Below are 25,323 nucleotides of genomic sequence, written 5' to 3' on the forward strand. Positions count from 1 at the left end.
TAAAAAAAAGGGCTGCCCAAGTGGACAGCCCATCTTTGTTTGTATGGTTACTTTAGTGACAGATTGTATCTATCGACCTATAACTTGCCACTGGCCAGGAACAGTCTTGTCTACATAGATTCTTTGATTGATTGTTGAATCCTTCATGATCCAAACAGCAAGATCACCGTTAGTGTTTTGCCACAGTATATCTGCCGTACCATCGCCGTTATAGTCCCCAACTGCCCTAAACTGCCAATCTGAAGGCAGCTTTCCTACAGACTTCTTCGTAGGGCTTTGTAAGCCGTCCATGAGCCAGATAGCAACCTCACCGTTTGTGTTTTGCCAGAGCACGTCGGCCTTACCGTCACCATTAAAATCACCAACGGCCTTAAACTGCCAATCTGAAGATACCACTCCTACAGTAGCCTTGCTTGGGGTGGTGTTTTTGTCTTTTATGAGCCAGACCTCTAACTCATCGTTAGTGCCTTGCCACAGTACGTCTGCTTTGCCATCGCTATCGAAGTCCGCAACAGCCTTAACCTGCCAATCCGCCACTGTCTTTGTGGCTACATAATAGTAATCGGAAACTCCAATAGCGCTCATGAGCCAGATAGCAACATATCCGGTCTCTTCATGTCTCCACAAAATATCCGCAACTCCGTCTCCATTAAAATCTCCAAACTTTTCTATTTGCCATAGGCGTGGAGACGATGGCCCTGTACCAGGTTTAATCCAATATACATCTTTGGGGCCATGTTGCAAGCTGTTCATAAACCATATGTACACAGCATCGTTATTGACGTTTTCCCATAAAATATCGCTTTTACCGTCACCATCAAAATCCTCTACAGCCAATACCTGCCATTCACCTGGTATCCTATCCCCCTTCTCTGCAAGCTCACGGGATAAGTAGTTTAAGCTGTTTTTGTCTATAGACCAAACAACAATATCACCTGTTGTGCTGTTCCGCCACAAGATTTCGCTTTGACCATCGCCGTCGAAGTCGTATCTTGCCTTATTGCCTGGCGTAGGTTGACTTGAAGTAAAAGTTGCCACAACTGTGTGGTCTGCGGTGATGTTAGTTATTGTGTAGGTGTTGTTTGACACCTTCGACAACACATCTGCACCGTTGTCTGTGAGACCTGAGAGGGTATAACCGGTGCTTGGTGTTATGGTGCATGTGGATGAACCGCCACTTGATATGTTTGCCATAGGGTTACAGGATATCGAACCACCCGCGCTTGGTGTTGCTGTTGCGTTTACGGTGTATTGAGTTGATGTGGTTAATGTAAAAGTTGCCACAACTGTGTGGTCTGCGGTGATGTTGGTTATTGTGTAGGTGTTGTTTGACACCTTCGACAACACATCTGCACCGTTGTCTGTAAGGCCTGACAGGTTGTAGCCAGTACTTGGCGTTATGGTGCATGTGGATGAATCACCGCTTGCTACGCTTGTCGGTATGCAGGAGATCGAACCACCCGCTGTGGGTGTTGCTGTTGCGTTTACGGTATATTGAGTGGTAGGGGCTGACCAGTTACGAACTGGCCAAACGTAGCGGCTGCTCGTCTTGCCGTAGGCGTCCACGTTACCATCGTACATGCCGACAGCCCACGCGGAGGACGCATTGACAGCGTAGGTAGTAGACGACCAATAGCAGTCGTAGCTAATATTTTCGCTACCATGCACGTTGATAAATGGATTGCCTGATGAAATTGATGGTTTAGACGTTGACCGGTCAATCAAGCTAAACAGTTCTTCTTTGTTTGGCAGTCTCCAATCGCTATAATTAAGGTATTTAGCCTCATTCAGACACTTAACGTAATCCAGCGCTGCCTGCCAGCTCATACTACCGCCTGTGCAACTGCCCTCAGTTGGTGTACTGGCATCCTTGGCCCAGATAAGCCCAGTAAGGTTGTCGGTAACCACCTGATTGCTATCATCGAATCTTGGATTAGGCCACACCACGCCTTTTTGTAATTCTCCGTCATCACCAGTAGCGTACATGATAGTCTGTCCGGTTTGCCAAATGGCCGCATTACCAAATGCTCCAGACTGCCCAGAACGTACTGGCCATACGTAATAGGGCTCCGTCTTGTTGTATGCAAACACGCCGCCATTGTACATATAAACGTACCACGCGCTGAATGTATTGTTATTGTAGATATAGGTAGTAGACGACCAATAGGAGTCAGATTGTACGCTGACAAAGCCCTGCGAATTTAGCCATGTTGATGGATCAGCCTGGCCGGCGTTGGTAATACTCTCCAGTTCATTAACGTTTGGCAGTCGCCAATCGTTGTGGCCAAGGTGACTGGTCGTATTCAGACAGGCCACATAGGTCAATGCCGCCTGCCAGGTCATCTTGCCGCCGCTGCAACTGCCCACTGTTGGCGTACCGGCGTCTTTGGCCCAGATCAGACCTGTGAGGTTGTCGGTGACCGTCTGATCAGTATTGCTTGTAAATCTTTGATTAGGCCACGCCACGCCTTTTTTTAACGCCCCGTCGTCGCCCGCGTAGTAGCTCGTCATCTGGCCAGTTTGCCGCAGACTTACAGTTCCGGCGGTTGAGGATGATTTAAACGTTGCCACAACTGTGTGGTTTGATGTGATGTTGGTTATTGTGTAGGTGTTGTTTGACACCTTCGACAACACATCTGCACCGTTGTCTGTGAGGCCTGAGAGGGTATAACCGGTGCTTGGTGTTATGGTGCATGTGGATGAACCACCGCTTGATACACTCGTCGGTGTGCAAGAGATCGAACCACCCGTACCGGCTGTTGCGCGTATGGTGTATTGCCCAGTGGTTCCACCTGAAAACGTTGCCTCAACTGTGTGGCTTGATGTGATGTTGGTTATTGTGTAGGTGTTGTTTGACACCTTTGACAACACATTTGTACCGTTGTCTGTGAGACCTGAGAGGGTATAACCGGTGCTTGGTGTTATGGTGCATGTGGATGAACCACCGCTTGATACACTCGTCGGTGTGCAAGAGATCGAACCACCCGTACCGGCTGTTGCGCGTATGGTGTATTGTTGTGTTGTGCCTGCCGTAAACGTCGCTGTCACATTCTTTGCCGCCGACATCGTTACCGTGCAGGTTGAATTTGACCCTGACGCTGCACAATCCCCGCCCCATGTTACAGTTGAACCAGAGGTTGGTGCTGCCGTTAGGGTTACTGGTGTACCTGAGTCATACGACGCCGTGCCGGTATTACCATTCCATGTAAGGCTGTCGGTGGAAGTTGTTACCGAACCAGTGCCTGACCCTGATTTTGTTACGGTTAGAGTATAACAGGGGTCCTTTCCATTACACACTGCATATGCCAATTGTACCGACATACACAACATAGACAAAAACACGATACTCACCGAAACAATGTGCAATATGTAACTATGCGTTAATCTTCTGCGTGAACTCATTCTAATCCTCCTTTAATTTACACCGGGGCAACTTGCCTTTATCGTTAAATCCTCAGTTGCAGGGTTTTTAAACTTGACTTCTATGACCTGCCAATCACCTGAAGGATATATTGTATAGGGCAATGTTGTGTTGACCCCACTTGCTTGTGAATCAGGTGCATTCCAGCCCTTTACCTTAATTTCAACACCAGGGCTTCTCTCGCTCCCCTGTGAATTATACGCAGTCAATATAAGCCGGTTACATCTACTGGACCATGACTGCCATTGGAAAAATGCAACCGGTTTATAATCTGATTTTTTAACTTTAACCATATCCTTAAAGGCACCAAAAGATACAGAACTGTCGTAGATATTCTCAAAATAATCACTCATTATAGAACCATTTCCATACCACTTGTAAGTACCGTCATACAATGTACCTGCTCCAGGATAGTTAAAGGCCATACCCCAAGTAGTATAATCTACCCCCTCAGTTGTACATATCGCATATAAACGTCCATTAGTGGTAGTGATAGTGTTATTAAAAGTAACCATTACAACGTTCCAATTTCCATCAGATACGTTGTTGCCCAAGGGATGAGTAATGACTACTGGTAACTCCTGATTCTTAAATATGACATCATATAGTCTATCCTCCCACCATCCCATAGTAATGTCAACCTTCTTTTTTTCACTGTCTGAAAGTCCAGTGCTGTCAATTTTTAGGCGACCACATCCGTTTGTTGCATCTACTTGCCATTGGAAAAAAGCTGCTGGCTTGCCAGGATGTATCCCGTCAATATCAAAGTTCAAACCAGCGTAATTTCCATTCAACTGCAACTTCCTCGCATAGTACCTTATAAGCGAACCCGTGCCTGTCCAGTAGCGGAAATTGTTTATAAATGCTATTGGATCATAATAGCGCTCCTTTACCCACTCTTCACTCTTTCCACAAGGAAAAGAGGTTGCTGCTGCAGATGCCATGTTACTTTTTCTTATTTCAAAATGCAAATGGGAACTAGGTGTCCCTGTTTTACCTACCTTACCTATAAGTTGACCATATGTAACATCATCGCCATCATTTACCAGCACCTCGCTTAAGTGACCATATAGAGATAATACGACATCTCCACTGGGTAATGTGTGCGTAATTAAAATACTTGCCCAACTTGATGTTGATGTGGCTACAACAGCACCGTCAGCGGCAGCGTAAACAGGTTCTCCGTAATCTCCATCTCCACTAATATCATCTTTATTAAAGTCTATGCCAGGGTGGTAAACCGAACCACAATTGCCACCGTAGTCATGGCCTTGAAGCCACTTCAAACCATTCTTATTGTTTAACCATCCATTTCCATGCTCATCTCCAACTGGATATCGAAAAGCATACGCCGTTGTTGCCCAAGATGTTGTGGGTGACAGGGCTGTTACCATCACAAAAACAAAAATACTTATTACAACTATTATGTATCTCTTGTTCTTCATAAATTTATATCTCCTTGTCTTAATTTTGATACGTTTACATATCCTCATTACTTGTTTAGGATCATACGTGCATACCCCAAACCCTGCAAAAAGTTATAATCACACAAATCTGACAGTTTCACATACCATTCCCTCCTTGCGTTTAATGAACTCACTTACAGGCGTAACACCACATGGCTTAATAGCAACACCACACCCTTGCTCATTTACATAACACAAGCGGATTAAATTTAAAAACTGAGGCATAACAAAGAAAAATCCCGCTACTTATCCATAATTAACACCCCCTTCTCATTGGGATGAATAAGCTGCTGGTTTTTTGTAGGAAAAGTGACTAAAGGTATGCTATTTGACTGAGCGCAAGAAGGTATTCCCCTGGTATTCCCCTGGTATTCCCCTGGTATTCCCCTGGTATTCCCCTGGTATTCCCCTGGTATTATTTACCTTCCATATACCCATAATATACTATATCACTATCGAAAATATTTGTCAAGTCCCCGAAAAAATATCTTTTACGGTAACGGCAAATTAAGCATGGATATTAAAGAATCAGGCTCGAGCATTACGGGGTCAAGGGGGACGAGGGGGTGGGGCCGTTGATGGATGGTGGTTCTGAATGGAGGACAAAACTCACCTTAGATTACGCCTTGATTGTAACGGGCAGGTGTCCGGAGAATGCCATCTCCCCGCGCAGAGCCTTGATTACGGACAGTTGGGCGTGCACGGACTCCTCATAGGCCGCTATCAGGATGTCTGCTGCATCAAAGTGCCTCAACACGTAGGGACTGCCAAAGGATATGACAACGCAATGACGACAACCACGTATAATACCGTTTATGAGGTCTATGTCGCTCTGGATTAGCCCGGAGTTTCCACGCCACGCCTTGACGCTTGTAAATACCGCAATTACAACCGCCATGTGGGACATGTCCGATGGGGATGTGCAGAGACGGGAGATATTCCTGATGTTTGTGCACTTGTCAAAGTACGTCAACAACGGAGAGGCGTCACAGGGTTTATCCTCACCAACGATTATAAGGCGTGACTGCCAGGGCAGAGGGAATATCTCTCCCTTTCCTTTTACAAGGGTTATGGACATTTCGGTCAGTTGCTCCGACAACCGAACATGTCTCCTGGGATTTATTATGGCCCTGTGACGCATGTTGAGTCTGCCCTTGACTGAGAGGATACGTTTACAAGCCTGGTCTATCTGTCTCTGTGCTATGATACCGGTTTTTAATGCCAGAGTCAGTTCATCCACCATGTCATCAACATCCAGGGGGTGGAGCAATACATCTATGCCGGCATTGATGCAACTGGCCGGTACGTTGTCTATCTGCTTTAGTGCGTCCATGTTCAGGGCGTCGGTTATGATGAGACCGTCAAACATGTACTTCTTGCGCAGTAGTCCCGTCACTATCCGATGCGACAGGGTGGCTGGTGCCTCATCGAAACAGGGGACGCTCAGATGTCCAACCATGATGCCCCGAGCACCCGTGCTTATGGCCTCCGAAAAGGGGACGAGGTCTACGTCGTAGAGTTCCTGACAACTCTTGTTTATTATGGGCAGGGCGATGTGTGAGTCTGTAGCGGTATCTCCGTGTCCGGGGAAGTGTTTGACGCAGCACATGATACCTGCCTGTTCGATGGCCTCGACGTACAGGCGGCCAAGCCAGGATACCGTGTGAGGATTGTCGGAGAATGCCCTCGTACAGATAATGGGGTTAAACTGATTTCTGTTTACATCCAGGACGGGAATCAGAGGCATGTTGATCCCCATGTCAATGCACTCTGAGACAATGGCATCAATGGCCTGTCGCAAGAGCATGACATCATCCTCGGCATCCATTCTCACTGCCGCTGCCACAGCCATTTGACATGGAAACATTGTAGCCCCGCTTATCTGCTGCCCCACGCCACGTTCAACGTCAGAGGCAAAAAACAGCGTCCTGCGGCAACGTCCCTGACACTCCTCTATAAACTGCTTCAACCGCCCCCTGTGCCCGCCAAAGATTATAAATCCACCGATCCCCTTATCCACAAGCCCCAGTATCCGCTCACGGTAGCACGCTGAATCAATCATGTTACCATCCAGCCTGCCTATTATCAACTGATATAGCTTTTCTGTCAAGGTCAACCCTTTCAGTTCTGTCATGTGTCTGTGCTCACAATATACCGTATAGAAGAGTCTATCAGAAACCCCTAGATAGTTACAATATTGACTGATACAGAATCAACAACATTTTTCCCAACCACAGGGAAAACTTTTCTCCTGCAGCAGTGCCCGATGCCTCTGGCAGACTTATGCCGGTGGGCATTACTCATAGGGCAATGAGACTTTATTTTTACTGGCACGGGATTTGATATACATAATGCGAACGAAATTGTTGATATAGGCTTAAGCGTATATAAGAAAGAATTAAAGACAACCGAAAGGAGACAAGATTATGAGAGCTAACGAAGTTGTGCAAAGAGGAACAAACGAGGTAGTACTGTTAAAGGATTCCAAACCGTTTGATTCGTTGAACGAGGATGAACAAATAGATGCGCTTATCTGCGCACTGCGGCAGTACGGAAAGATATCAGTGCCCATGTGTGCGCAGTTTGAAAAGGCCGTGGAAGATGTTCACCAAGAAGCAGCACAAGTAACCATGCCATTTTATGTGAAATAGATATAAATCAGTATTTCTAAGTCTATCCATTGTGTACTCTCCAATCAATAACCCTTCATTACTTGCCGGCAGAAGCACAACACCCTGTCGGCAAGCCTTCTCCCCCCTGACCGCAGTGCAATAGCATTTGACCGTAAGAGAAAAGAAAGGGGCGGTTTGTGGCAGGGGCGGGTGCGACTTTCAGCCAGGGGCACTGAGCCAGGGGTTGCCAACCCCTTGCCAACCCCCCGCTGCGGGAAAATCGTGCCCCACCCCTTCCATCCCTTTCTTTCTTGCATGCAAGCAATTTTGATACCCCAAAAACTCGAATCCGATCAGTATACCGGGATTATAAGTTTATCACAATAAAACAATACCTTCGCCAAAATATTTTTACTGTCAAAAGTCCCGCGATGAGACATTTACACACTTGACGTCATAACACAAAAGTTAGACTTATAAGAGTTGTATCACCTCATTATAAACGGGAACCCTTTCAGGATGAGTGTAATAAGTGCATAGAATCGCTTTAGCAGGAATAATTCATCCATTACCACTACCTACAACCGTTTTGCAGATAATTCAGGTTGCTATATCATCACAGGCTTTTTATGGCATCCGTCTTTTTGGCGAAGGTATTGAATAAAAACACTTGACTAATCATGCCCGATTATGCCATGCCTAACCGCACTAAAAAACCCGTGAACAAAAATTCACTTGACACCATTTTCCCCTTCGGTTACAATAACCACATGACAATCACGAAGGGGTCAAAGATGATTGGACTCAAGGCAGGGTGTCCAAGCACCACCGTGGCATCGGCCTGTCTGGCAACGTTCTTGCCACACGCACACACAATGCAACGCTAATCTTGGCTGTTTTCTTAATTGTTTTTGGAGAGGGTTATGTTCAGGAGAGATAGCAACCCAAAAGAGAAGAGGTATCCCATCCGGTTGAAAAATATTTGACTAATAGACTGACCATGTATTATTATATAAACAGGCAAGTTTATAGAAAGAGGTGGAAATATGAAAACGGTGGATGTTTTGGATTCTCAATCGTGGTTTTGGACTGAGGAAGTTCAGGAGAGTTTAAGGAAGGCTGAAGAAAATTACAGTTCCGGTAATTTTAAGAGTTACACCAATGTTGAAAAACTAATAACAGACCTTCGTGGTAATAATAACGATAGAGCCTGAAATATTTTCTCAATACAGGAGCCTTCCAGAAATTGTGCAGAGGAAATTTGATAAGCAGATACGTTTGCTATCAAAAAATCCAAGACACCCTTCCTTGAAGATTCATAAGATACAAGGTTCAGATTATTGGGAATTCTACGTAGATAGAAGCTACAGGTGTGTTTTCAGGCAGGAGGGTAATATCTACAGGCTGTGTGCGGTAGGTAATCATGACATTATAGGGTGAACATAGATAGCGGATTCTGAAGCAATCACCTGCTCCACAACAGAAGTAACACACCCTTAAAAAAAACCCGTGAACAAAAATTCACTTGACACCATTTTCCCCTTCGGTTACAATAACCCTATGACAATCACGAAGGGGTCAAAGATGGTTGAACTCAAGGCAGGGTGCCCAAGCACCGCCGTGGCATCGGCCTGTCTGGCAACGTTCTTGCCACACACACACACACACACAATGCAACGCTAGTCTTAGCTGTTTTCTTACCACCAACACCGCGATCTCCGGCCTTGTGTCTTCCACTATGGGGGGTGAAATTTGCCCGAGTGTCGCCTATGGATATACCCTTGATTTTAGCCATTTTACGCAATTAAACAATAGAATAAACCGACCGGTTTCACCGGTCATAGAGTAAAAAAGTCCGAAGTGTTTTTGGAGGAAGTTATGTTCAGGAGAGGTAGCAACCGAACGAAGATGAAGCATTGCCAGTCCCACGGTATGTCTGGCGTAATCCGTGAAGTGTTTTTAGTTGTAATCAGTTTGTTGGTTTTGATTAGTGCGGTGTTTGCCGAGGATGCGTCTACAACATGTATTTCTGGAACTTCCGCTACAAGATTGGCGATTTCCACGAAATCGGATGATAAGATCGAGGGTTATACAATTGACGTTGGTAAGACCAAAGACACCCAAAAGCCTGGAGTCAGATTCTCGGCTGTAAACGGACGTTCAGACGAGGCAATTGACATAAACCTTATCGTAAACGACAAGCAGATAAACGTAAGGATCGGTTATGGAAGCAAAGAAGGTGATTTCCATATCAGGGCTTATGACAGCAATAGTCCAGTGGCGATGCTTACAGAAGCGGACAATGTCCTTGTAAACAAGGCTTTAAACGTGGTGGCAAGAGAACTCAGAGGTTCAACACTCGTAGAGGATAAGTTGGTGCGCACCTTAAACCTGATGGATAGTTGGCCGAGCAATCTACCCTTAAATATGCTTGAATACGCACAATCTTTTGCGGAGTCTGAGACAACTAAAGCTGTATCGTGGTGTGGAATTTCACTTCCTACTCCAAAGAGTGATAGTATTTGTGATGCTTTTACAGATGGATCAGGTAAACGTGATGCAACATACACAAAAGATGGTGGCAATTACTGTTATATACCATTTGCTTTATACCCTCAATATATTACTTACTTCGGTATGATAAACTTTCTCTCTATGAAGTTACAACCACCTTTAAATACTGAGACAGAAGAAGTTTCTATTGGTGGAGATAAGTGTTTGGGGCGCTGTGGCAAGGGATGCATAGGGGATGGGGTTCCTAATAGGGAAGTGAATATATACACACAGGCCTGTTTAAATCACGATGTTTGTGTGGACAACTATGGTTACAAAGATGCACGCTGTAATTGGATGTTTGTTTTTGCTATGCCAGATTTTGTTGCTGGACCGGAATGTCAGGTTTCACCTTTACCCTCATCCCCTTGTGGATACATTGCTACTACCAATAGTTTTAATGCTACTTTTTTCAAATGGTGGACGAATTTCCCTAGTGCTAAATTTTATACGCTTACAATTGATGGTAATGATGGTAATGATTATGTTTATAAAGGAAGGGCGGATGTAGATAGTAAAACCTACTGTTCTACATCAATTCCTTTGTTTAACACAGATTGTCAGTACGAGATAAAAAACTTGCATATTAAACTTGAAGAAGGAACTTTATATAGGTGGAAGATACAACCTTATTATCAGAATGCTGACTCAGTATATGCTCCTGGCGCAGAAAGTTGGTATCTACATTTTTTCTTTTGTGAGGATGGCAAGCGATTTTCTGATACAACTATGTTGTGTGAATATGAGACATCTTCTATAACAGCAACATCTGTGGCACCAAATCTTACCAAGTTTACTACTCCTACTTGTGTACCGAACAATACTAACTGTAGAAATAACGTTTGCACTGGCATGTTTTGTTGGGATGGATGTAAATATGTCAGAGGAATAAAGTGTTGCTGATAGAAGTATTCAGAATCATGAGCAGTATCTATTCCAAAGATCAGGAGGTAAAACGATGGAAACAAGGTTACTGATATGGTACAAGAAATTTTATTTCAAAAAACTGATGGGAATTTTCATCCTGGCTTTTTGTTTAATTGTAAACAACCTGTACGCCGACGACTATCAATTCAAGACCCAGTGGGGCGGCAACGGTTCAGGCAACGGAACGTTTGGTCTGGCATATGGCGTGGCAGTGGACAAATTAGGCAACGTCTACGTGGCAGATTCCTTGAACAACCTCATCCAAAAGTTTGACTCAAACGGCGATTTCAATAGCCAATGGGGCGGAAGCGGCACAGGCAATGGGATGTTTAACTCCCCGATTGGTATAACTGTGGACCTTGGTGGTTATGTTTATACAACTGACGCCGGCAACAACCTCATCCAGAGGTTTGACTCAAATGGCGGTTTCAATAGCCAATGGGGCGGAAGCGGAGCAGGTAGCGGAATGTTTAACACCCCATTTGGCATGACAGTGGCCGTCAACGGTTATATTTATGTGGCAGACACCTTAAACAACCTAATCCAGAAGTTTGACTCAAATGGCACATTCACGACCCAATGGGGTGGAAGTGGTACAGGTAACGGCAAGTTTAATGCCCCCTATGGCGTAGCAACTGACACTATAGGCAATGTTTACGTGGTAGACACCTTAAACAACCTCGTCCAGAAATTTGACTCAAACGGCACTTTCAGTATCCAATGGGGCGGCAGTGGCGCAGGCACCGGAAAATTTAACAACCCCACTGGTATAGCAGTTGACAGCTCCGGTGATGTCTACGTGGCTGATTCCTTAAACAACCTTATCCAAAAGTTTGACTCAAGCGGGGTTTTTAAGACTCAGTGGGGTGGAAGCGGTACGGGTAATGGTAAGTTTGCCATGCCATTTAGCGTAGCAGTGGACAGCTCCGGTAACGTCTATGTATCAGACGTCTTAAACAATCTCATCCAAGCATTTACTGTAACTTCAACGCCGACACCAAATTTATACACTCTCACCGTCACGAAGACCGGCACCGGCACGGTGACCGCCTCAACGGGCACCCTAACCTGGAACGAAAACACCGGCACGACAACCTACGCCAGCGGGACATCCGTTACCCTGACGGCAACAGCCGATACCGGCTCAACGTTTAATAACTGGACAGGATGCGACTCCACAAGCGGCAATCAGTGTACCGTTACAATGAGTGCCGCTAAGAACGTTACGGCAACCTTCTCCTCTCAAGGTCAAACAACCTACACCCTTACCGTAAGCAAGGCAGGCAATGGTTCTGGCACTGTAACTGCCTCAACGGGTACTCTCACATGGACTGGAAGCATTGGCACGGCAACATACACCAGCGGGACATCCGTTACCCTCACGGCAACAGCCAGTACCGGCTCAACGTTTAATAACTGGACGGGATGCGACTCCACAAGCGGCAATCAGTGTACCGTTACAATGAGCGCCGCTAAGAACGTTACGGCAACCTTCTCCTCTCAAGGTCAAACAACCTACACCCTTACCGTAAGCAAGGCAGGCAATGGTTCTGGCACTGTCACTGCCTCAACGGGCACTCTCACCTGGAACGAAAACACCGGCACGACAACCTACGCCAGCGGAACATCCGTTACCCTCACGGCAACAGCCGATACCGGTTCAACGTTTAATAACTGGACGGGATGCGACTCCACAAGCGGTAATCAGTGTACCGTTACAATGAGTGCCGCTAAGAACGTTACGGCAACCTTCTCCTCTCAAGGTCAAACTACCTACACCCTAACCGTCACGAAGACCGGCTCCGGCACGGTCACCGCCTCAACGGGTACTCTCACATGGAACGACAACACCGGCACGGCAACCTACGTTAGCGGGACGTCCGTGATCCTGACGGCAACTCCAACGCAGGAGTCAAAGTTCGGGGGCTGGACGGGATGCGACTCCACAAGCGGCAACCAGTGTACCGTAGCGATGTCGTCAAACAGGAGCGTCTCCGTCAGCTTTACACAGGGCGTCTGCCTGCTGTGCAGAATCCCCAGGATGGATTTTAACGGTAACGGCAAGAGCGACATCCTGTGGCGCAACATGTCAAACGGCATAGTCTACACGTGGCTCATGAACGGGATCAACATAGCAAGCGGCGGTTCACCGGCAACGCTCGGCGACGAGTGGCAGATCGAAAGCATGGGCGACTTCAACGGCGACGACAACACGGACATCGTCTGGCGTAACGCCTCAACCGGGATGGTCTACGTCTGGCTCATGGGCGGGGCTACGGTAGCAAACAGCGGTTCACCGGCAACGCTCGGCCATGAATGGCAGATCGAAAGCATCGGCGACTTCAACGGCGACGGCAAGAGCGACATAATGTGGCGTAATACCTCCAACGGGATGGTCTACACGTGGTTCATGAATGGCGCAAACATAGCAGGCGGCGCCTCACCATCGTCGCTGTCGCAGCCATCGGCGGTTGACTCCGACTGGCAGGTGGTAAGCTCAGGCGACTTTGACGGCGACGACACAAGCGACGTCCTGTGGATAAACACCTCAACCGGGATGACCTACATATGGTTTATGAACGGTAAGGCCGGAGGTTCCCCGGGGACGGTTGGGACTCAGTGGCAGATTGCGTGCGTGAGCGATTTTAACGGCGATGGCAAGACCGACATCCTGTGGCGCAACATATCAACCGGCATGGTCTACATCTGGCTGATGAACGGTGCAACGATAGCAAGCGGCGGTTCACCGGCAACGCTTGGCCTGGAGTGGCAGATAGTCAACGTGGGCGATTTCAACGGCGACGGCAAGAGCGATCTCCTGTGGCGCAACACCGAAAACGACATGGTCTACACATGGCTTATGAACGGCACGACCATAACCGGCGGCGATCTGACGGCCAAGGCCGGCACTCAGTGGCAGATCATAAGCGTTGGCGATTTTAATGGCGATGCCAAGAGAGACATAGTCTGGCGTAATACCGCAACCGGAGAGATATGCATCTGGCTCATGGATGGTACGCAGTTGTCACTTGGCGGCTTACCGGCGGTGCTTGGTACGGAGTGGCAGATTCAATAGGCTGAAACCTGGGGGGCTGACGGAGCAATCGCATTTGACCGTAAGAGAAAAAAAAGGGGCGGTTTGTGGCAGGGGCGGGTGCGGCTTTCAGCCAGGGGCACTGAGCCAGGGGTTGCCAACCCCTTGCCAACCCCCCGCTGCGGGAAAATCGTGCCCCATCCCCTCCGCCCCCTTCAGAACCCCCTGCAAGGGGAGGGGCGAGGCGCAATCTTGTCGCAGCGGGTCGCACCCGCCCCGGCGGAAAGAAGTCCCCTTGACCCCATTATTTCACACTCAATTATCATGCCTGAAAAAACCTGTGTCATTTCAGTATACCTTTTTTCGTATCTTCTTTATATTTCATGGTAACTATACTTTTACGCATCCTGGATTCCTGGTCAAGCCAGGAATGACACACTTGGAAAACGGCTGTAACTGTCATTCCTGCGTAAGCAGGAATCCATGTCTTTAAGCCATAAAGTTAATTTTACCATGCTTTTTAAAGAGGATACTTTTTTTCTTATGTCTTTCAGACCATCCGTCTGTCTGTGCCGTAGATGTATTTGTGAAGCTGTAGGTTCAGCCGTACCTCAAGGGCATCCTGGAGTATCCAGGCGGCGAGTGTTTCGGCCTGCAGCACACCGGCAACGGGGGACAACAGAACATGGCATCGCTGAGTCAGGCGATACCGTGCTATCAGCTCTGAGGCCCACCGGTAATCGTCCCTGTTGCCGAGGACTATCTTTACCTCGTCGGTGGGGCTTAGAGCCTTGAGGTTTGACAGGTCGTTGTGGTCAACCATCCCGCTTGAAGGCGCCTTGAGGTCAACAATAAACACGGCAGACCTGTTAAAATGGCCTATATTTATGGAGCCGTTTGTCTCAATCAGCGTCCTCAACCCCATGTCAACAAGGGCGTCGATCAGAACCGGCGTCGCAGACTGGATGAGTGGTTCACCGCCGGTTAGCTCAACCAACCTGATGTGGGTGCCCTGCACCTTATCCAGCAGGTCGGCTACAGACATATCCGTCCCTTCCGTGTAGGCATAGCGTGTGTCGCAGTAGTTGCAACGCAGGTTACATCCCGTCAGGCGTATAAACACGCATGGCAGCCCGGCATAGGACGATTCCCCCTGGATGCTTGTAAAAAACTCGCAGACCTTCAGTGTCTCATTCATCCCACTGTCGCTTGTCAATACGTCTGCGGCGTCTTGTCGTGCAGCCTTGTAAACCCAAGACACTTGAAGATGGAATACTGCCTCAGGACACGCCCGTTTTCCCGGATATCGAGGAGTTGCTTATTGCAACTGTCAAAGGCATCAAGTACAATATCGTTGATGGGGGCGTCGCCATCGGTGACAAAGAGTCCGCTTATGGGTTTTGTTGTGCGTTGCCTTATTGTTGCTGCGGCCTTGTTGATACCGGGCCACATGTCGTACTCATTCATGCGTCTGCCGAGGTTGATGCTGTATGTAATCGGATTGCCGGGGACGTAGAAGGCCAGGGCGCTCGTTATCTGATACTTGTCAGAAAAGAGCAGTACTTCCGTGGTTTCTGCCAGTTCATCGTAGACCCTGGCAACCGCCGCACCGAGGCTCTGCCATCCCCTGAGCCTGGCAGTGGGGTCGAGCTTATGGGGGAGTCCCGCGGCCTGGGGAAAGAGACCTACCGCCGTCAGCAGAATGGCCACGATTATCCCGATAACTACGGCCCTCCTGGTGTGTACGCCTGTTATTTTGAGGGTCTCTTTGGTCTGAGCATACAGGAAGTATCTGACAAAGGCAATCAGTCCCGTGATGTATGCCGTCATGGCCCAGTTGGCCTGGACCTTGCCCTGGATACTCTTGAGCAGGAAGAATCCAAACACCGGTATGGAAAAATAAAACAAGAAGGCCCCCTGTTGCCTTGTGCCATCTCTCCTGAGCTTAAACAGTGCAACAAAGAGCAGCACAAATATCACAGGTGTTACAACCCCCGCCTGTGAACCGATAAACTCGAAAAAACTTCCCGGGACAATCCTCAGTCCGTCCGATACATGTGCGTGTCCGGCGGTGTGGCGTAGTGTTACCCAGTTGTGCTGCATGTTCCATATGGCAACCGGTGAAAAGCACACCATGCTTACGACAAATGCCACGTATGGCCCTAGAGTTCGCAGCAATGCCCTGTGCGGGGTCAGAAGGAGAAATGCAAAGGCACACGGTATAAACATGGCCATGATGTACTTGGCCTGCATCCCCAGCCCGATTGCCACCCCAAGCAACACCCACGTACCGTATCCCTGTGGTGGCTCTGTGATGGCCCTCCAGAGAAGGTACAGGGCAAGTATCCAGAAAAAGACAAATGGTGAATCGATCGTAAATACTATCGCATAGGTGCCAAAGAGCGGTATGACCTGAAATATCAGCACGCAGACAAGGGCGATGAACCGAGGATCGCCATAGTACGGCTTATTTATGCCGGAACTCACACCGGGTACAGGCTCGTTATCGTAGAGCGCAATCACGAGTTTATACAGGCATATGCTGCTGAGGAAATATATGACCACAGCCATTATCCTGATGGCAAAGACATTGTTACCAAGCAGCGACGTTGAGGCATACATCAGGTAGACAATAAGTGGCCCCTTGGAGTAATAACTGAGTTCCAGGTGGCGGGTACAATCCCAGTACAACGTCTCATCGGCGCTAAGGTCAAGCGGCCCATAGAGGACGTAAAACACCCTCAGTACACTCAGACACAGAAGGACTGTTGTGAGTATCCGTTGATAGGCGTATCCTGCACCATTTGTTTCTCTGAATAATCCCATGCCTCCTCTTCTCTTCTTCCTCCTTACACCTTGACCTTCCATACGGTAGCGTCTACCCTGTCTTCGAGGATAATGCCTTTTGCTTCGAGGACTTTGCGGATTTCGTCTGCCTTCTTCCAGTCCTTCAGGGAACGTGCCTGATTGCGGGTATCTATTATGCCGTTGACCTCAGCCTCGTCGATGTTGAGGCGGCGCCTGATAATCAGGGACTGGTACCACTGTTGCGGGGTACGCCTGAATATGTTTAACACACCACAGACCTCCGATAACACCGCCATTGCCGAGGTAATCAACAGCGTGGCCTCCTCGCCACAGGGCCTGACGTCGAGATACTTGTTCAACTGCCGCAAGAACTCAAATATGTGTCCCACAGCCAGGGCCGTGTTAAAGTCGTCATCCATCGCTTCAACAAAGCGCTCCCTGAAGCCGTCCACAACGCTCCTGAAAGTTTCATCCTGTGCCGGTTTAGCCTCCTTGCCCCTCTTGTCCCTGAGGAAGGTCTCAACACGGATAACGGTGCTGTAGTAGCGGTCTATCGAGGTTTCGGCATCCCTCAACTGTTCCTGCGAAAAATCGATAGGGCTGCGATAGTGCGTCCCCAGTATAAACAGCCGCAGGGCCTCCGGGTCAAAATCCCGCAGTATGTCCTTGATCGTAAAGAAATTGCCAAGGGACTTGGACATCTTTTCCTTGTCCAGGTTGATAAAGCCGTTGTGCAACCAGTACTTGACAAAGGGTTTTTTGGTGTAAGCCTCCGACTGCGACAGCTCGTTTTCGTGATGCGGGAAGATGAGGTCTGCCCCTCCGCCGTGGATGTCAAAGGTGTCGCCGAGGTATTTGCGTGACATGGCACTGCATTCGATGTGCCACCCTGGGCGTCCAGCCCCCCAGGGACTCTCCCAGGCCGGCTCCCCCGCCTTGGACCCCTTCCAGAGTACAAAGTCTATCGGATTACGCTTCCTGCTGTCAACGGCCACCCTCGCACCGGCCTCCATTCCCCCAAGGTCGCGCTTGGAGAGCTTGCCGTACTGCTCAAAGGTATCAACCGCAAAATAAACGTCGTCGTCCAGGACATAGGCGTGACCGTTGTCTATCAGCCCCTGGATTATCTCCGTCATCTGCTGTATGTGTTGCGTGGCCAGCGGCTCGACGTCTGCGCGGGCAACCCCAATGGCGTCCATGTCGTCGTAGTAAGCAGCGATGTACTTATGTGCCAGTTCGTTGCAGGAGATGCCCTCCTCATTGGCACGCTTGATTATCTTGTCATCGACGTCGGTGAAGTTCTTGACAAAGCGCACGTTGTAGCCCTTGTACACCAGGTAGCGCCTGATGACGTCAAAGACAATGGCGCTGCGTGCGTGTCCGACGTGACAGAGGTCATAGACGGTGACGCCACAGACGTACATTCCCACAGCCCCCTCCCGCAGGGGTGTAAACTCCTCCTTTTCGGAGGTGAGTGTATTGTAGACTTTCATTTTCTTTTTTCCGTGTATCCTTTCTATTTTATCTTCGAGCTTGGCAATATAGGTTTCAAGCTCCTTGATTCTCTTCTCTACGGGATCGGGCATATCACGTTGCCACTCCTCTGCCGCGGCATGTTCACCAACCCGCAGTACCTTGCGCTTGACGACCCGGCCCGGTACTCCAACGACAATACAGTGATCGGCCACGGAGTGCAGGACAACGGCGTTGGCTCCAATTGTAACATAATCGCCTATGTCAATAGGGCCAAGGACCTTTGCTCCCGCCCCGATGACCACATAGCTGCCAAGAGTGGGATGTCTTTTGCCTTTATCCTTGCCGGTTCCCCCCAACGTAACACCCTGGTACAGCAGGCACTCACTGCCAATCTCCGATGTCTCCCCGATAACAACACCGCTGCCGTGGTCTATAAACAACCCCGGTGCGATGCGCGCCCCAGGATGTATCTCCACACCGGTGAACAGTCTCACAAGCGTTGATAGCACTCGCGGCAGTACCGGCACCCCCCGCTGCCATAGACGGTGCAAAAACCTATGACATACCACGGCATGGAACCCGGGGTAGTTCACCAGGGCATCCACGTTGCCACGCACTGCCGGGTCACGCCTGAATATCGCCCTGAAGTCCCGGGCTATTTCATCCCATATGCGCATAATAGTTAAATAGAGAGAAGGGATAGTTAAATTTATTATTTTTTATCACACCTATATTGCTATTTATAACAAACAACGGAGGTTATATGGTATCTTTGATTTCGAATCAGTGTTTTCAAATTGGAGCTAATATTAGTTTTTCCTTTTCCGATGAGGTCAGAATTGAATATTTAGTGGCCTCTTCTAAGTGCTTGCCATAAAATTCCTGTAAAGTGGATATTATATCAGCAGGCAGAGTTTCTCTCTCTATCGTCTCTGTTGATAGAAAATCAATTGCTTTACCCTTCTTGTCATAGGTTGTCTTTGCAAATCTATTTATTCTATTTCCAACACAAGAGAGCAAATCAAAATAAACCTCTATTACATTCATTTTAATAGTCTGAGATTTATCTATAATAGTCTTTGTAAGTACATGTAAAAAATCGAAAGGACTATCAGAACCTATAGATATTACCAGTATTTTGTCTTTTATTACATCAATGTAAAAAAAGGAAGAACAACATTTATTGTATATTTGTTTTTTCATGAGAGCACGTTTAAATGAGCAGCATATTCTCTAATCAGGTCAATGACTTCTTCATATAATTCTATGGCATCACTTTTATTTGTAACTAATGGTATAGACACACCGTTATTATGAAAATATCTATTCCTTTTTGTTTTGAAGAAAATATATAACTTTTCAATATATTTAATTGTGGACTCCTGAGATATTTGGATTGCATGAGAGCTTTTCAATTTAATATCCGGGGCATCCTCAAACTGGGCAAATCCACCAGTTTTGGGAATGAAAGAATTCAATCCAAAATTTCGTATACAAATTCTTTTCAAAATACCTTCAATAACTAAAAAACAAGGATATATTACATATGAATATGTAGGTAGTTCAATATTTATCTTTATCAACAACAAAGAAGTTCTTAATAGTTCTTTTTCAAATGATTTTATAGCTTCATATCCTTTGTGGTTTTTATAATAGATATCTCCCAACTGTACCATAAGCTCATCGTCTAAGGATTTGTAATCAGGGTAAGCAATCGTCTGCTGTGGTATCTTATAATTACCGACAAACAGGTTGTTAATAAAAGATGTTGGGTTGTCAGTGGTCTTTGAAGTGAACCAATAAATCACAGAGTTCCATAGTAAAGTAGACATACCTTGTATAAGTACCTTATGAGTAGTTTTGTACCAGGTTACAGCTAAAGTTACATTATCATACGATAACTTCAACACTGTTCTTATATTGTCATCCTTGGTTTCATGGTTAATATTTGCTTCTCTCAAATACTCCAGAAATTCTCCCCATAAGTTTTCGTGTATGGATTCAAAAGATTTTGATTCATTTTTTACTTTTTCTGAAGATTCAACTATTATATTTGCGATGTCAGATGATAAAATGTTATTTTTACCTGCATCAGGATTTATGCTTATTCCCTTTTTAGTTATATATACATTAATTAAAGCTGTTTTTTGCCCTGGAATTTCTATTGATAGTTGTGTTAAATTGTTGGGTCTTTCATTGCATGATAATACTCCATTTAATGATCGGATATAATTATTGATCAAGTCTATAACTTCTTCCAAAGTTATATTTAAATTTTTATACTTATCATCCATATAACAACGCTTTCACTCTAATCAATAGTTTATTATAATATATGTCCGGCTCGTTGTCAATAATGATAAGTTGACTTGTCTCTGCTTTACCAGGAATTGGCCTTGGTGTGTCGTATGTGGACGCTACAGACTTGAGATACATTAGGGCGAAAAATATAATTGTCCCCGCAATCACGGCAGAGATCAGTATCTTATACAGCGTCCTGCGCAAGTCTGGTCCAGGCGGCTGAGGGCTATCCGCAGACTCCGTCGGGAGGGACGGTGCAACAGGCTCGTTATCACTTGTTATCTCCTGCCGGGACTTGGGCTCTGCCATCTTAAATCTCCTTCTTTATGCCGTATTTGGTTTGCTCTAAAAGCGAGAGTATTTTAGCAGTTTTTCAATCCTGCAATCAATGGAAATTGCAGACACCACCCCCGCAGACATCACCCCCTTGCAGGTAGTCTGAGGAGAGGCAAGAGGCCCCTCCTTGCCGTGCTTTTTCTATTACATCTCCATGAGCAGATTCAATGCCTGTGATATGCTGTCGATGATCTCACTTGCAAGCGTGCTGTGTAATCCCGCTCTTTCAGCGGCCAACTCCCCGGCAAGACCGTGGACGTAGACCCCCAGAAGTGTTGCATACAGCGGAGGCAGCCCCTGACCGGCAAAGGAGGCGATTATGCCCGTCAAGACATCCCCGGAGCCGGCCTTGGCCATTGCAGCCGTTCCCGATGGATTTACGAATGTCTTGCCCTCCGGATCGGCTGTCACGCTTGGAGCGCCCTTGTACACCACATAGGCAGTGGAGGCAGTGGCAAAGCGCGCCGCACAGTTTATCTTGTCAGACTCTATGTCGGAAATCACGGAGGTCAGTTCCCCAGGCCCCTCCGACAAAAGACGAGCCATTTCGCCTGCATGAGGCGTTATTATGACAGGCGAACGAGAGGTGTTCAAAACACCCAACCTCTCCGTATAGTCAAGCATTGCAAGACTGTTTATGCCGTCGGCATCTATGATCACCGGCACCGGAGACCTCTCTATTACACCCCTTATGATCTCAACCGTATCGTCATCCACGCCCATGCCCGGACCAATGGCCAGACAATCACACTTCTTGCCCAGAAAATCAAGTATCTGTGGCAGGGCGTCTTTTGAAAATCCCTTCTTGCTGTTGCTTGCACATGGCAGGGTCATCTCCTCAAGCACTTTTGTCTGGTACACGTCCATCAGCGTCTCCGGCACCCCGATGGTCACCAGCCCTGAGCCGGTACGCAGCGCCGCCCGACCGGCCATCAACACCGAACCCGTCTTGCCAAGACTCCCGCCAACTATCAGGACATGCCCAAAACTCCCCTTGTATGAATTATCCGGCCTCAGCGGCACCAGTGCCGACATGAATTCCTTGTCTATCAGGTCACACTTTATCGCCTCGGAGTTCAATAGGGACGTGGAAAAGCCTATGTTTTCGACGATCAGTTCACCGGTGTAGCCCTTGCCGGGGTACTGGACGTGCCCACGCTTGGGCAAACCAAAGGTCACAGTCCACCTGGCCCTGACCGCACTGCCCATCACTGCTGCCGTGTCTGCCGATATGCCGCTTGGAATGTCAATGGCAAAGACGTCTCTCTCACGCCCATTTAGCAGGTTGATCACTGCGGCGATATCCTCCTTGACGTTGCTCTTAAGGCCGGTACCAATGAGTGCATCAATTATCAGTGAACAGTCAAGGTCGGAGTCACTCAGCACGGGTTTGTAAGCGATGTCGATACCAAGCCGTTTGGCTATCTCATACTGTCGTCTGTTGTCATCAGACATGGTCATGGGGTCGGTTAGCAGAAACACCCGAACATCAAAGCCGTCATTAAACAACTCCCTGGCCGTGACAATGCCGTCACCTCCGTTGTTGCCCCCCCCACAGAGAACCACCACATCCGTGGGAGCAACCCGCTCCCTGACATGCCTGGCCACGGTAACACCGGCTCGCTCCATAAGCACACACGCTGGTATACCTATGTCCTCTATGGTCACCCTGTCTATGTTTATCATCTCCGCTGCCGTTACGACTTTCACTGTAAAGATACCTCCTTCTTAGTTATACGTCAGGGGTGGCTCACCCCGTTTTATTATACTTCCAGTATGACGACTGCCACGCTGTAGTGTCTTTCATGGCTGATACTGAGGTGGCTTGCGGTTATGCCCAAGGCCCTCATACACCCCTCTGCGTCACCGTGGAGTCTGAGTGAGGGTTTACCCCCGGTGTCTGAGACAACCTCGATATCCCTGAAGGCGGTTGCCTTGCCGCAGGCTTTAATAAACGCCTCCTTTGCCGCAAAACGCCCAGCCAGCGAACCTATCGGCGATGACTTTGAAAAACAGTATCTGCGCTCCCCCTCGGTAAAAACCCTGTTGACAAAACGTTCCCCCCACTTGCCAACGGCCTCTTTGACCCGATCGTTTTGCGTTATATCCACACCAACGGCGTAGATCATTTAATGAATTCTTTCATTTGGCTAACGGCCTGTTGCATGCCAACCATCACTGCCCTGGAGACAATGCTGTGCCCTATGTAGAGTCCCCTGAAAGACTTAATGGCAACAATGGGAAGTATGTTATGGTAGTTCAGACCGTGTCCGGCGTTGACGATCAGGCCATTGTGCAGTGCCCTGGCCACCGAGTTCTTGATCTTGTCAAGCTCCAGGGCGACCTCCTCATACGTCATTGCGTTACTGTACAATCCCGTGTGAACTTCGATCATCATTGCCTGCACCTCGGCAGAGATATCAACGTCTGTCCTGTTGGGGTTTATAAACAGGCTCACGGGGATGCCCTCACCCTGGAGGCGTTTAACGGCCTCGGCTATGTGCGTCTTTTGAACTGCAACATCCAGACCTCCCTCGGTTGTTATTTCCTGCCTTTTTTCGGGCACCAATGTAACCATGTCGGGTCTTTTGTCCAGTGCTATTGCGATCATCTCTTCTGTGGCGGCCATCTCCAGGTTAAAAGGCACATTTACAGTCTGACGCAGCAGGGTCAGGTCCCTGTCCTGTATATGCCGCCTGTCCTCTCTGAGGTGTATGGTTATGCCATCGGCTCCCCCTAAAACGGCAAGTGCCGCCGCCATCAGAGGGTCCGGCTCCATCCCCCCCCTGGCCTGTCGCAATGTCGCTACGTGGTCTACGTTGACACTTAAGATCATGTCCAGCCTCCTGCGATATATATATATTTCTACTGTGTCATATAATAACCTGTCGGAAGAATGTCAATATAATATTTTATATGGTATGATTATTGAGATTGGATACTACACTGTCCGACTATTCACTCCTGCCTGTCGTAGATGTCCTCAAAGCGGATAATATCGTTTTCTTCGAGGTACTCGCCGTTTTGTACCTCTATTACCTCCAGTGGGATAATGCCGGGATTTTCGAGTCTGTGTCTTGTTGACTTTGGCACAAAGGCCGACTCGTTTATATGTACGAATATCTCCCTCTCTCCCACGATAACCTTGGCGGTGCCATTGACCACCACCCAGTGCTCTGACCTGTGGTGGTGCATCTGGAGGCTTATGCAGGCCTTGGGATTGACCATCAAACGCTTTATCTTATAGCGTTCCCCGTTCTCCAAGATGGTGTAACTGCCCCAGGGTCTGTATGTGGTGACGTGTTCGTTGACCTCATGACGTCCTGCCTTTTTTAACTCGGTAACGACCTCCTTAACCTTCTGGGCATGTCCACGCTTGGAAACCAGTACCACGTCATCGGTCTCCAGCACCAGACAGTTTTCTATCCCTATGGTTACGGTCAACCGGTTATCTCCAAGTATCATGGTATCTTTTGTGTCAAAGGTAAAGACGTCACCCTTTTTGGCATTACCGTCGGCGTCCCGCTCGATGATCTCAAACAGGGAGTCCCACGAACCTACGTCGTTCCAGTAGATGTCCAGGGCAAGTGTGGCAATCCTCTCTGATCGCTCCATAACCGCATAGTCTATAGATTTGTTGGGCATATCGGCAAATGATGCCAGCATCTCCCTGTACCCCTTGCCGAGCATCTGCGATATTGCCGGAACGTATTTATTGAACTCTTCCAGCATAACCCCTATATTAAAGGCAAATATCCCTGCATTCCAAAAGTGTTTACCGTCCCCTATGTATGTCTGTGCTGTCTGTTCATCGGGTTTTTCGGTGAATCTTTCAACCTCATACCCTTCAATCCCCTTGAGGGAGTGCTTCAGTCTGCTGCCCCTCTGTATATACCCATAGCCTGTCTCCGGTTTTGTTGGTTTCACTCCAAAGGTCACAATGTATCCTGCCGCCGTTATCTCCGTAGCCTGCTTCAGATAATCAGCAAACCTGTCATCGGGTCTTATTATGTGGTCTGAAGGACACACAAAGACCGTTTCATCCGGTCCGCAACCAAGCACATCCTGACAATATTTGATCCCAAGGGCTATGGCAGCAGCCGTGTTTCTAAGTGCGGGTTCGAGCACTATATGCACCCGCTGTACTATGTCGTGCCCCATGGAGCTTATATCCGATTTTACGTGAAACTTGTATTGCTGGTTTGTCAGTATGACAATGTCATCGGCAGAGACAACGAGCATAAGCCTGCGTACGGTTTGTTGCAGAAGAGAATCATCACCGCTTAACTTTAAAAACTGCTTTGGAAATCCACTCCTGCTCAGAGGCCAAAGCCGCGTCCCACTACCACCCGCTAACAGTAAGGTCTTCAACCCAACACCTCATGCACA

The 25,323-nt window shown here is 47.8% G+C and carries 18 protein-coding genes and 1 pseudogene; 5 read left to right on the forward strand and 14 right to left on the reverse strand.

Translation table 11 applies throughout. From position 1 onward, the window contains the following. Nucleotides 1-69: 69 nt before the first annotated feature. The 3 genes from Mcas_RS05850 to Mcas_RS05860 form a co-directional block, all read right to left on the reverse strand. Nucleotides 70-3,402 carry an Lcl domain-containing protein gene (locus Mcas_RS05850; protein ID WP_081853644.1) on the reverse strand — a complete coding sequence of 1,111 codons (3,333 nt, stop codon included), beginning with the start codon at nt 3,400-3,402 and terminating at the stop codon, nt 70-72. A 12-nt stretch (nt 3,403-3,414) separates the two neighbouring features. Beyond that, the gene (locus Mcas_RS16380; RefSeq protein ID WP_052566916.1) at nt 3,415-4,866 is read right to left on the reverse strand and encodes a M23 family metallopeptidase; all 1,452 of its coding nucleotides are present in this window, start codon (nt 4,864-4,866) and stop codon (nt 3,415-3,417) included. Between the two features lie 640 nt (nt 4,867-5,506). Next, nucleotides 5,507-7,021 (reverse strand): glycoside hydrolase family 3 protein, encoded by a 1,515-nt coding sequence (locus Mcas_RS05860; protein WP_040334575.1) that lies wholly within the window; start codon nt 7,019-7,021, stop codon nt 5,507-5,509. Nucleotides 7,022-7,313: 292 nt separating this feature from the next. Between Mcas_RS05860 and Mcas_RS05865 the strand changes: the two genes are divergently transcribed. The 5 genes from Mcas_RS05865 (at nt 7,314) to Mcas_RS16385 (ending at nt 14,055) form a co-directional block, all read left to right on the forward strand. Then, nucleotides 7,314-7,538: a hypothetical protein gene (locus Mcas_RS05865; protein WP_040334576.1), complete on the forward strand. Its 225-nt coding sequence runs from the start codon at nt 7,314-7,316 to the stop codon at nt 7,536-7,538. A 1,007-nt stretch (nt 7,539-8,545) separates the two neighbouring features. Continuing rightward, complete coding sequence (locus tag Mcas_RS18065) at nt 8,546-8,713, forward strand: hypothetical protein (protein WP_156033188.1); 168 nt, start codon at nt 8,546-8,548, stop codon at nt 8,711-8,713. A 346-nt stretch (nt 8,714-9,059) separates the two neighbouring features. Next, nucleotides 9,060-9,182, forward strand: coding sequence for a hypothetical protein (locus Mcas_RS18965; RefSeq protein WP_268748987.1), 123 nt, complete (start codon nt 9,060-9,062; stop codon nt 9,180-9,182). 195 nt (nt 9,183-9,377) lie between these two features. Next, entirely contained in the window at nt 9,378-10,955 is a 1,578-nt protein-coding gene (locus Mcas_RS05875) for a DUF8213 domain-containing protein (protein WP_040334578.1), read from the forward strand. Between the two features lie 55 nt (nt 10,956-11,010). Beyond that, nucleotides 11,011-14,055 carry an InlB B-repeat-containing protein gene (locus Mcas_RS16385; RefSeq protein ID WP_052566917.1) on the forward strand — a complete coding sequence of 1,015 codons (3,045 nt, stop codon included), beginning with the start codon at nt 11,011-11,013 and terminating at the stop codon, nt 14,053-14,055. Between the two features lie 508 nt (nt 14,056-14,563). On the opposite strand, the gene Mcas_RS05885 is transcribed toward Mcas_RS16385, so the two are convergent. The 11 genes and pseudogenes from Mcas_RS05885 to Mcas_RS05930 all read right to left on the reverse strand — a co-directional run bounded on the left by Mcas_RS05885 (nt 14,564) and on the right by Mcas_RS05930 (nt 25,305). Beyond that, nucleotides 14,564-15,229: a radical SAM protein gene (locus tag Mcas_RS05885; protein WP_235203280.1), complete on the reverse strand. Its 666-nt coding sequence runs from the start codon at nt 15,227-15,229 to the stop codon at nt 14,564-14,566. Beyond that, the gene (locus Mcas_RS05890) at nt 15,226-16,839 is read right to left on the reverse strand and encodes a glycosyltransferase family 39 protein (protein WP_040334580.1); all 1,614 of its coding nucleotides are present in this window, start codon (nt 16,837-16,839) and stop codon (nt 15,226-15,228) included. Before Mcas_RS05890 ends, Mcas_RS05885 begins: the two co-directional genes overlap by 4 nt. Before the next feature lie 23 nt (nt 16,840-16,862). After that, nucleotides 16,863-18,314, reverse strand: a complete 1,452-nt coding sequence (cysS, locus tag Mcas_RS05895; protein WP_040334634.1) for a cysteine--tRNA ligase — start codon at nt 18,312-18,314, stop codon at nt 16,863-16,865. Nucleotides 18,315-18,467: 153 nt separating this feature from the next. After that, a pseudogene (gene cysE / locus Mcas_RS18680) lies at nt 18,468-18,974 on the reverse strand (serine O-acetyltransferase); the annotation flags it as partial. Between the two features lie 115 nt (nt 18,975-19,089). Continuing rightward, nucleotides 19,090-19,500 (reverse strand): type II toxin-antitoxin system RnlB family antitoxin, encoded by a 411-nt coding sequence (locus Mcas_RS05900; RefSeq protein WP_040334581.1) that lies wholly within the window; start codon nt 19,498-19,500, stop codon nt 19,090-19,092. Continuing rightward, entirely contained in the window at nt 19,497-20,591 is a 1,095-nt protein-coding gene (locus Mcas_RS05905) for a type II toxin-antitoxin system RnlA family toxin (RefSeq protein WP_040334582.1), read from the reverse strand. Before Mcas_RS05905 ends, Mcas_RS05900 begins: the two co-directional genes overlap by 4 nt. Beyond that, complete coding sequence (locus Mcas_RS05910; RefSeq protein ID WP_040334583.1) at nt 20,584-20,907, reverse strand: hypothetical protein; 324 nt, start codon at nt 20,905-20,907, stop codon at nt 20,584-20,586. The genes Mcas_RS05905 and Mcas_RS05910 overlap by 8 nt, the downstream gene beginning before the upstream one ends. A 171-nt stretch (nt 20,908-21,078) precedes the next feature. Continuing rightward, entirely contained in the window at nt 21,079-22,644 is a 1,566-nt protein-coding gene (locus Mcas_RS05915) for a bifunctional ADP-dependent NAD(P)H-hydrate dehydratase/NAD(P)H-hydrate epimerase (RefSeq protein ID WP_040334584.1), read from the reverse strand. Between the two features lie 53 nt (nt 22,645-22,697). After that, nucleotides 22,698-23,063, reverse strand: a complete 366-nt coding sequence (gene acpS / locus Mcas_RS05920) for a holo-ACP synthase (RefSeq protein WP_052566918.1) — start codon at nt 23,061-23,063, stop codon at nt 22,698-22,700. Beyond that, nucleotides 23,060-23,770 (reverse strand): pyridoxine 5'-phosphate synthase, encoded by a 711-nt coding sequence (locus tag Mcas_RS05925; protein ID WP_040334585.1) that lies wholly within the window; start codon nt 23,768-23,770, stop codon nt 23,060-23,062. The genes acpS and Mcas_RS05925 overlap by 4 nt, the downstream gene beginning before the upstream one ends. Nucleotides 23,771-23,892: 122 nt before the next feature. After that, on the reverse strand, nt 23,893-25,305 hold the full coding sequence (locus Mcas_RS05930; protein WP_040334586.1) for a mannose-1-phosphate guanylyltransferase/mannose-6-phosphate isomerase: 1,413 nt from the start codon (nt 25,303-25,305) through the stop codon (nt 23,893-23,895). Nucleotides 25,306-25,323 lie beyond the last annotated feature (18 nt).

The sequence above is a fragment of the Candidatus Magnetobacterium casense genome (assembly GCF_000714715.1).
GTDB lineage: Bacteria > Nitrospirota > Thermodesulfovibrionia > Thermodesulfovibrionales > Magnetobacteriaceae > Magnetobacterium > Magnetobacterium casense.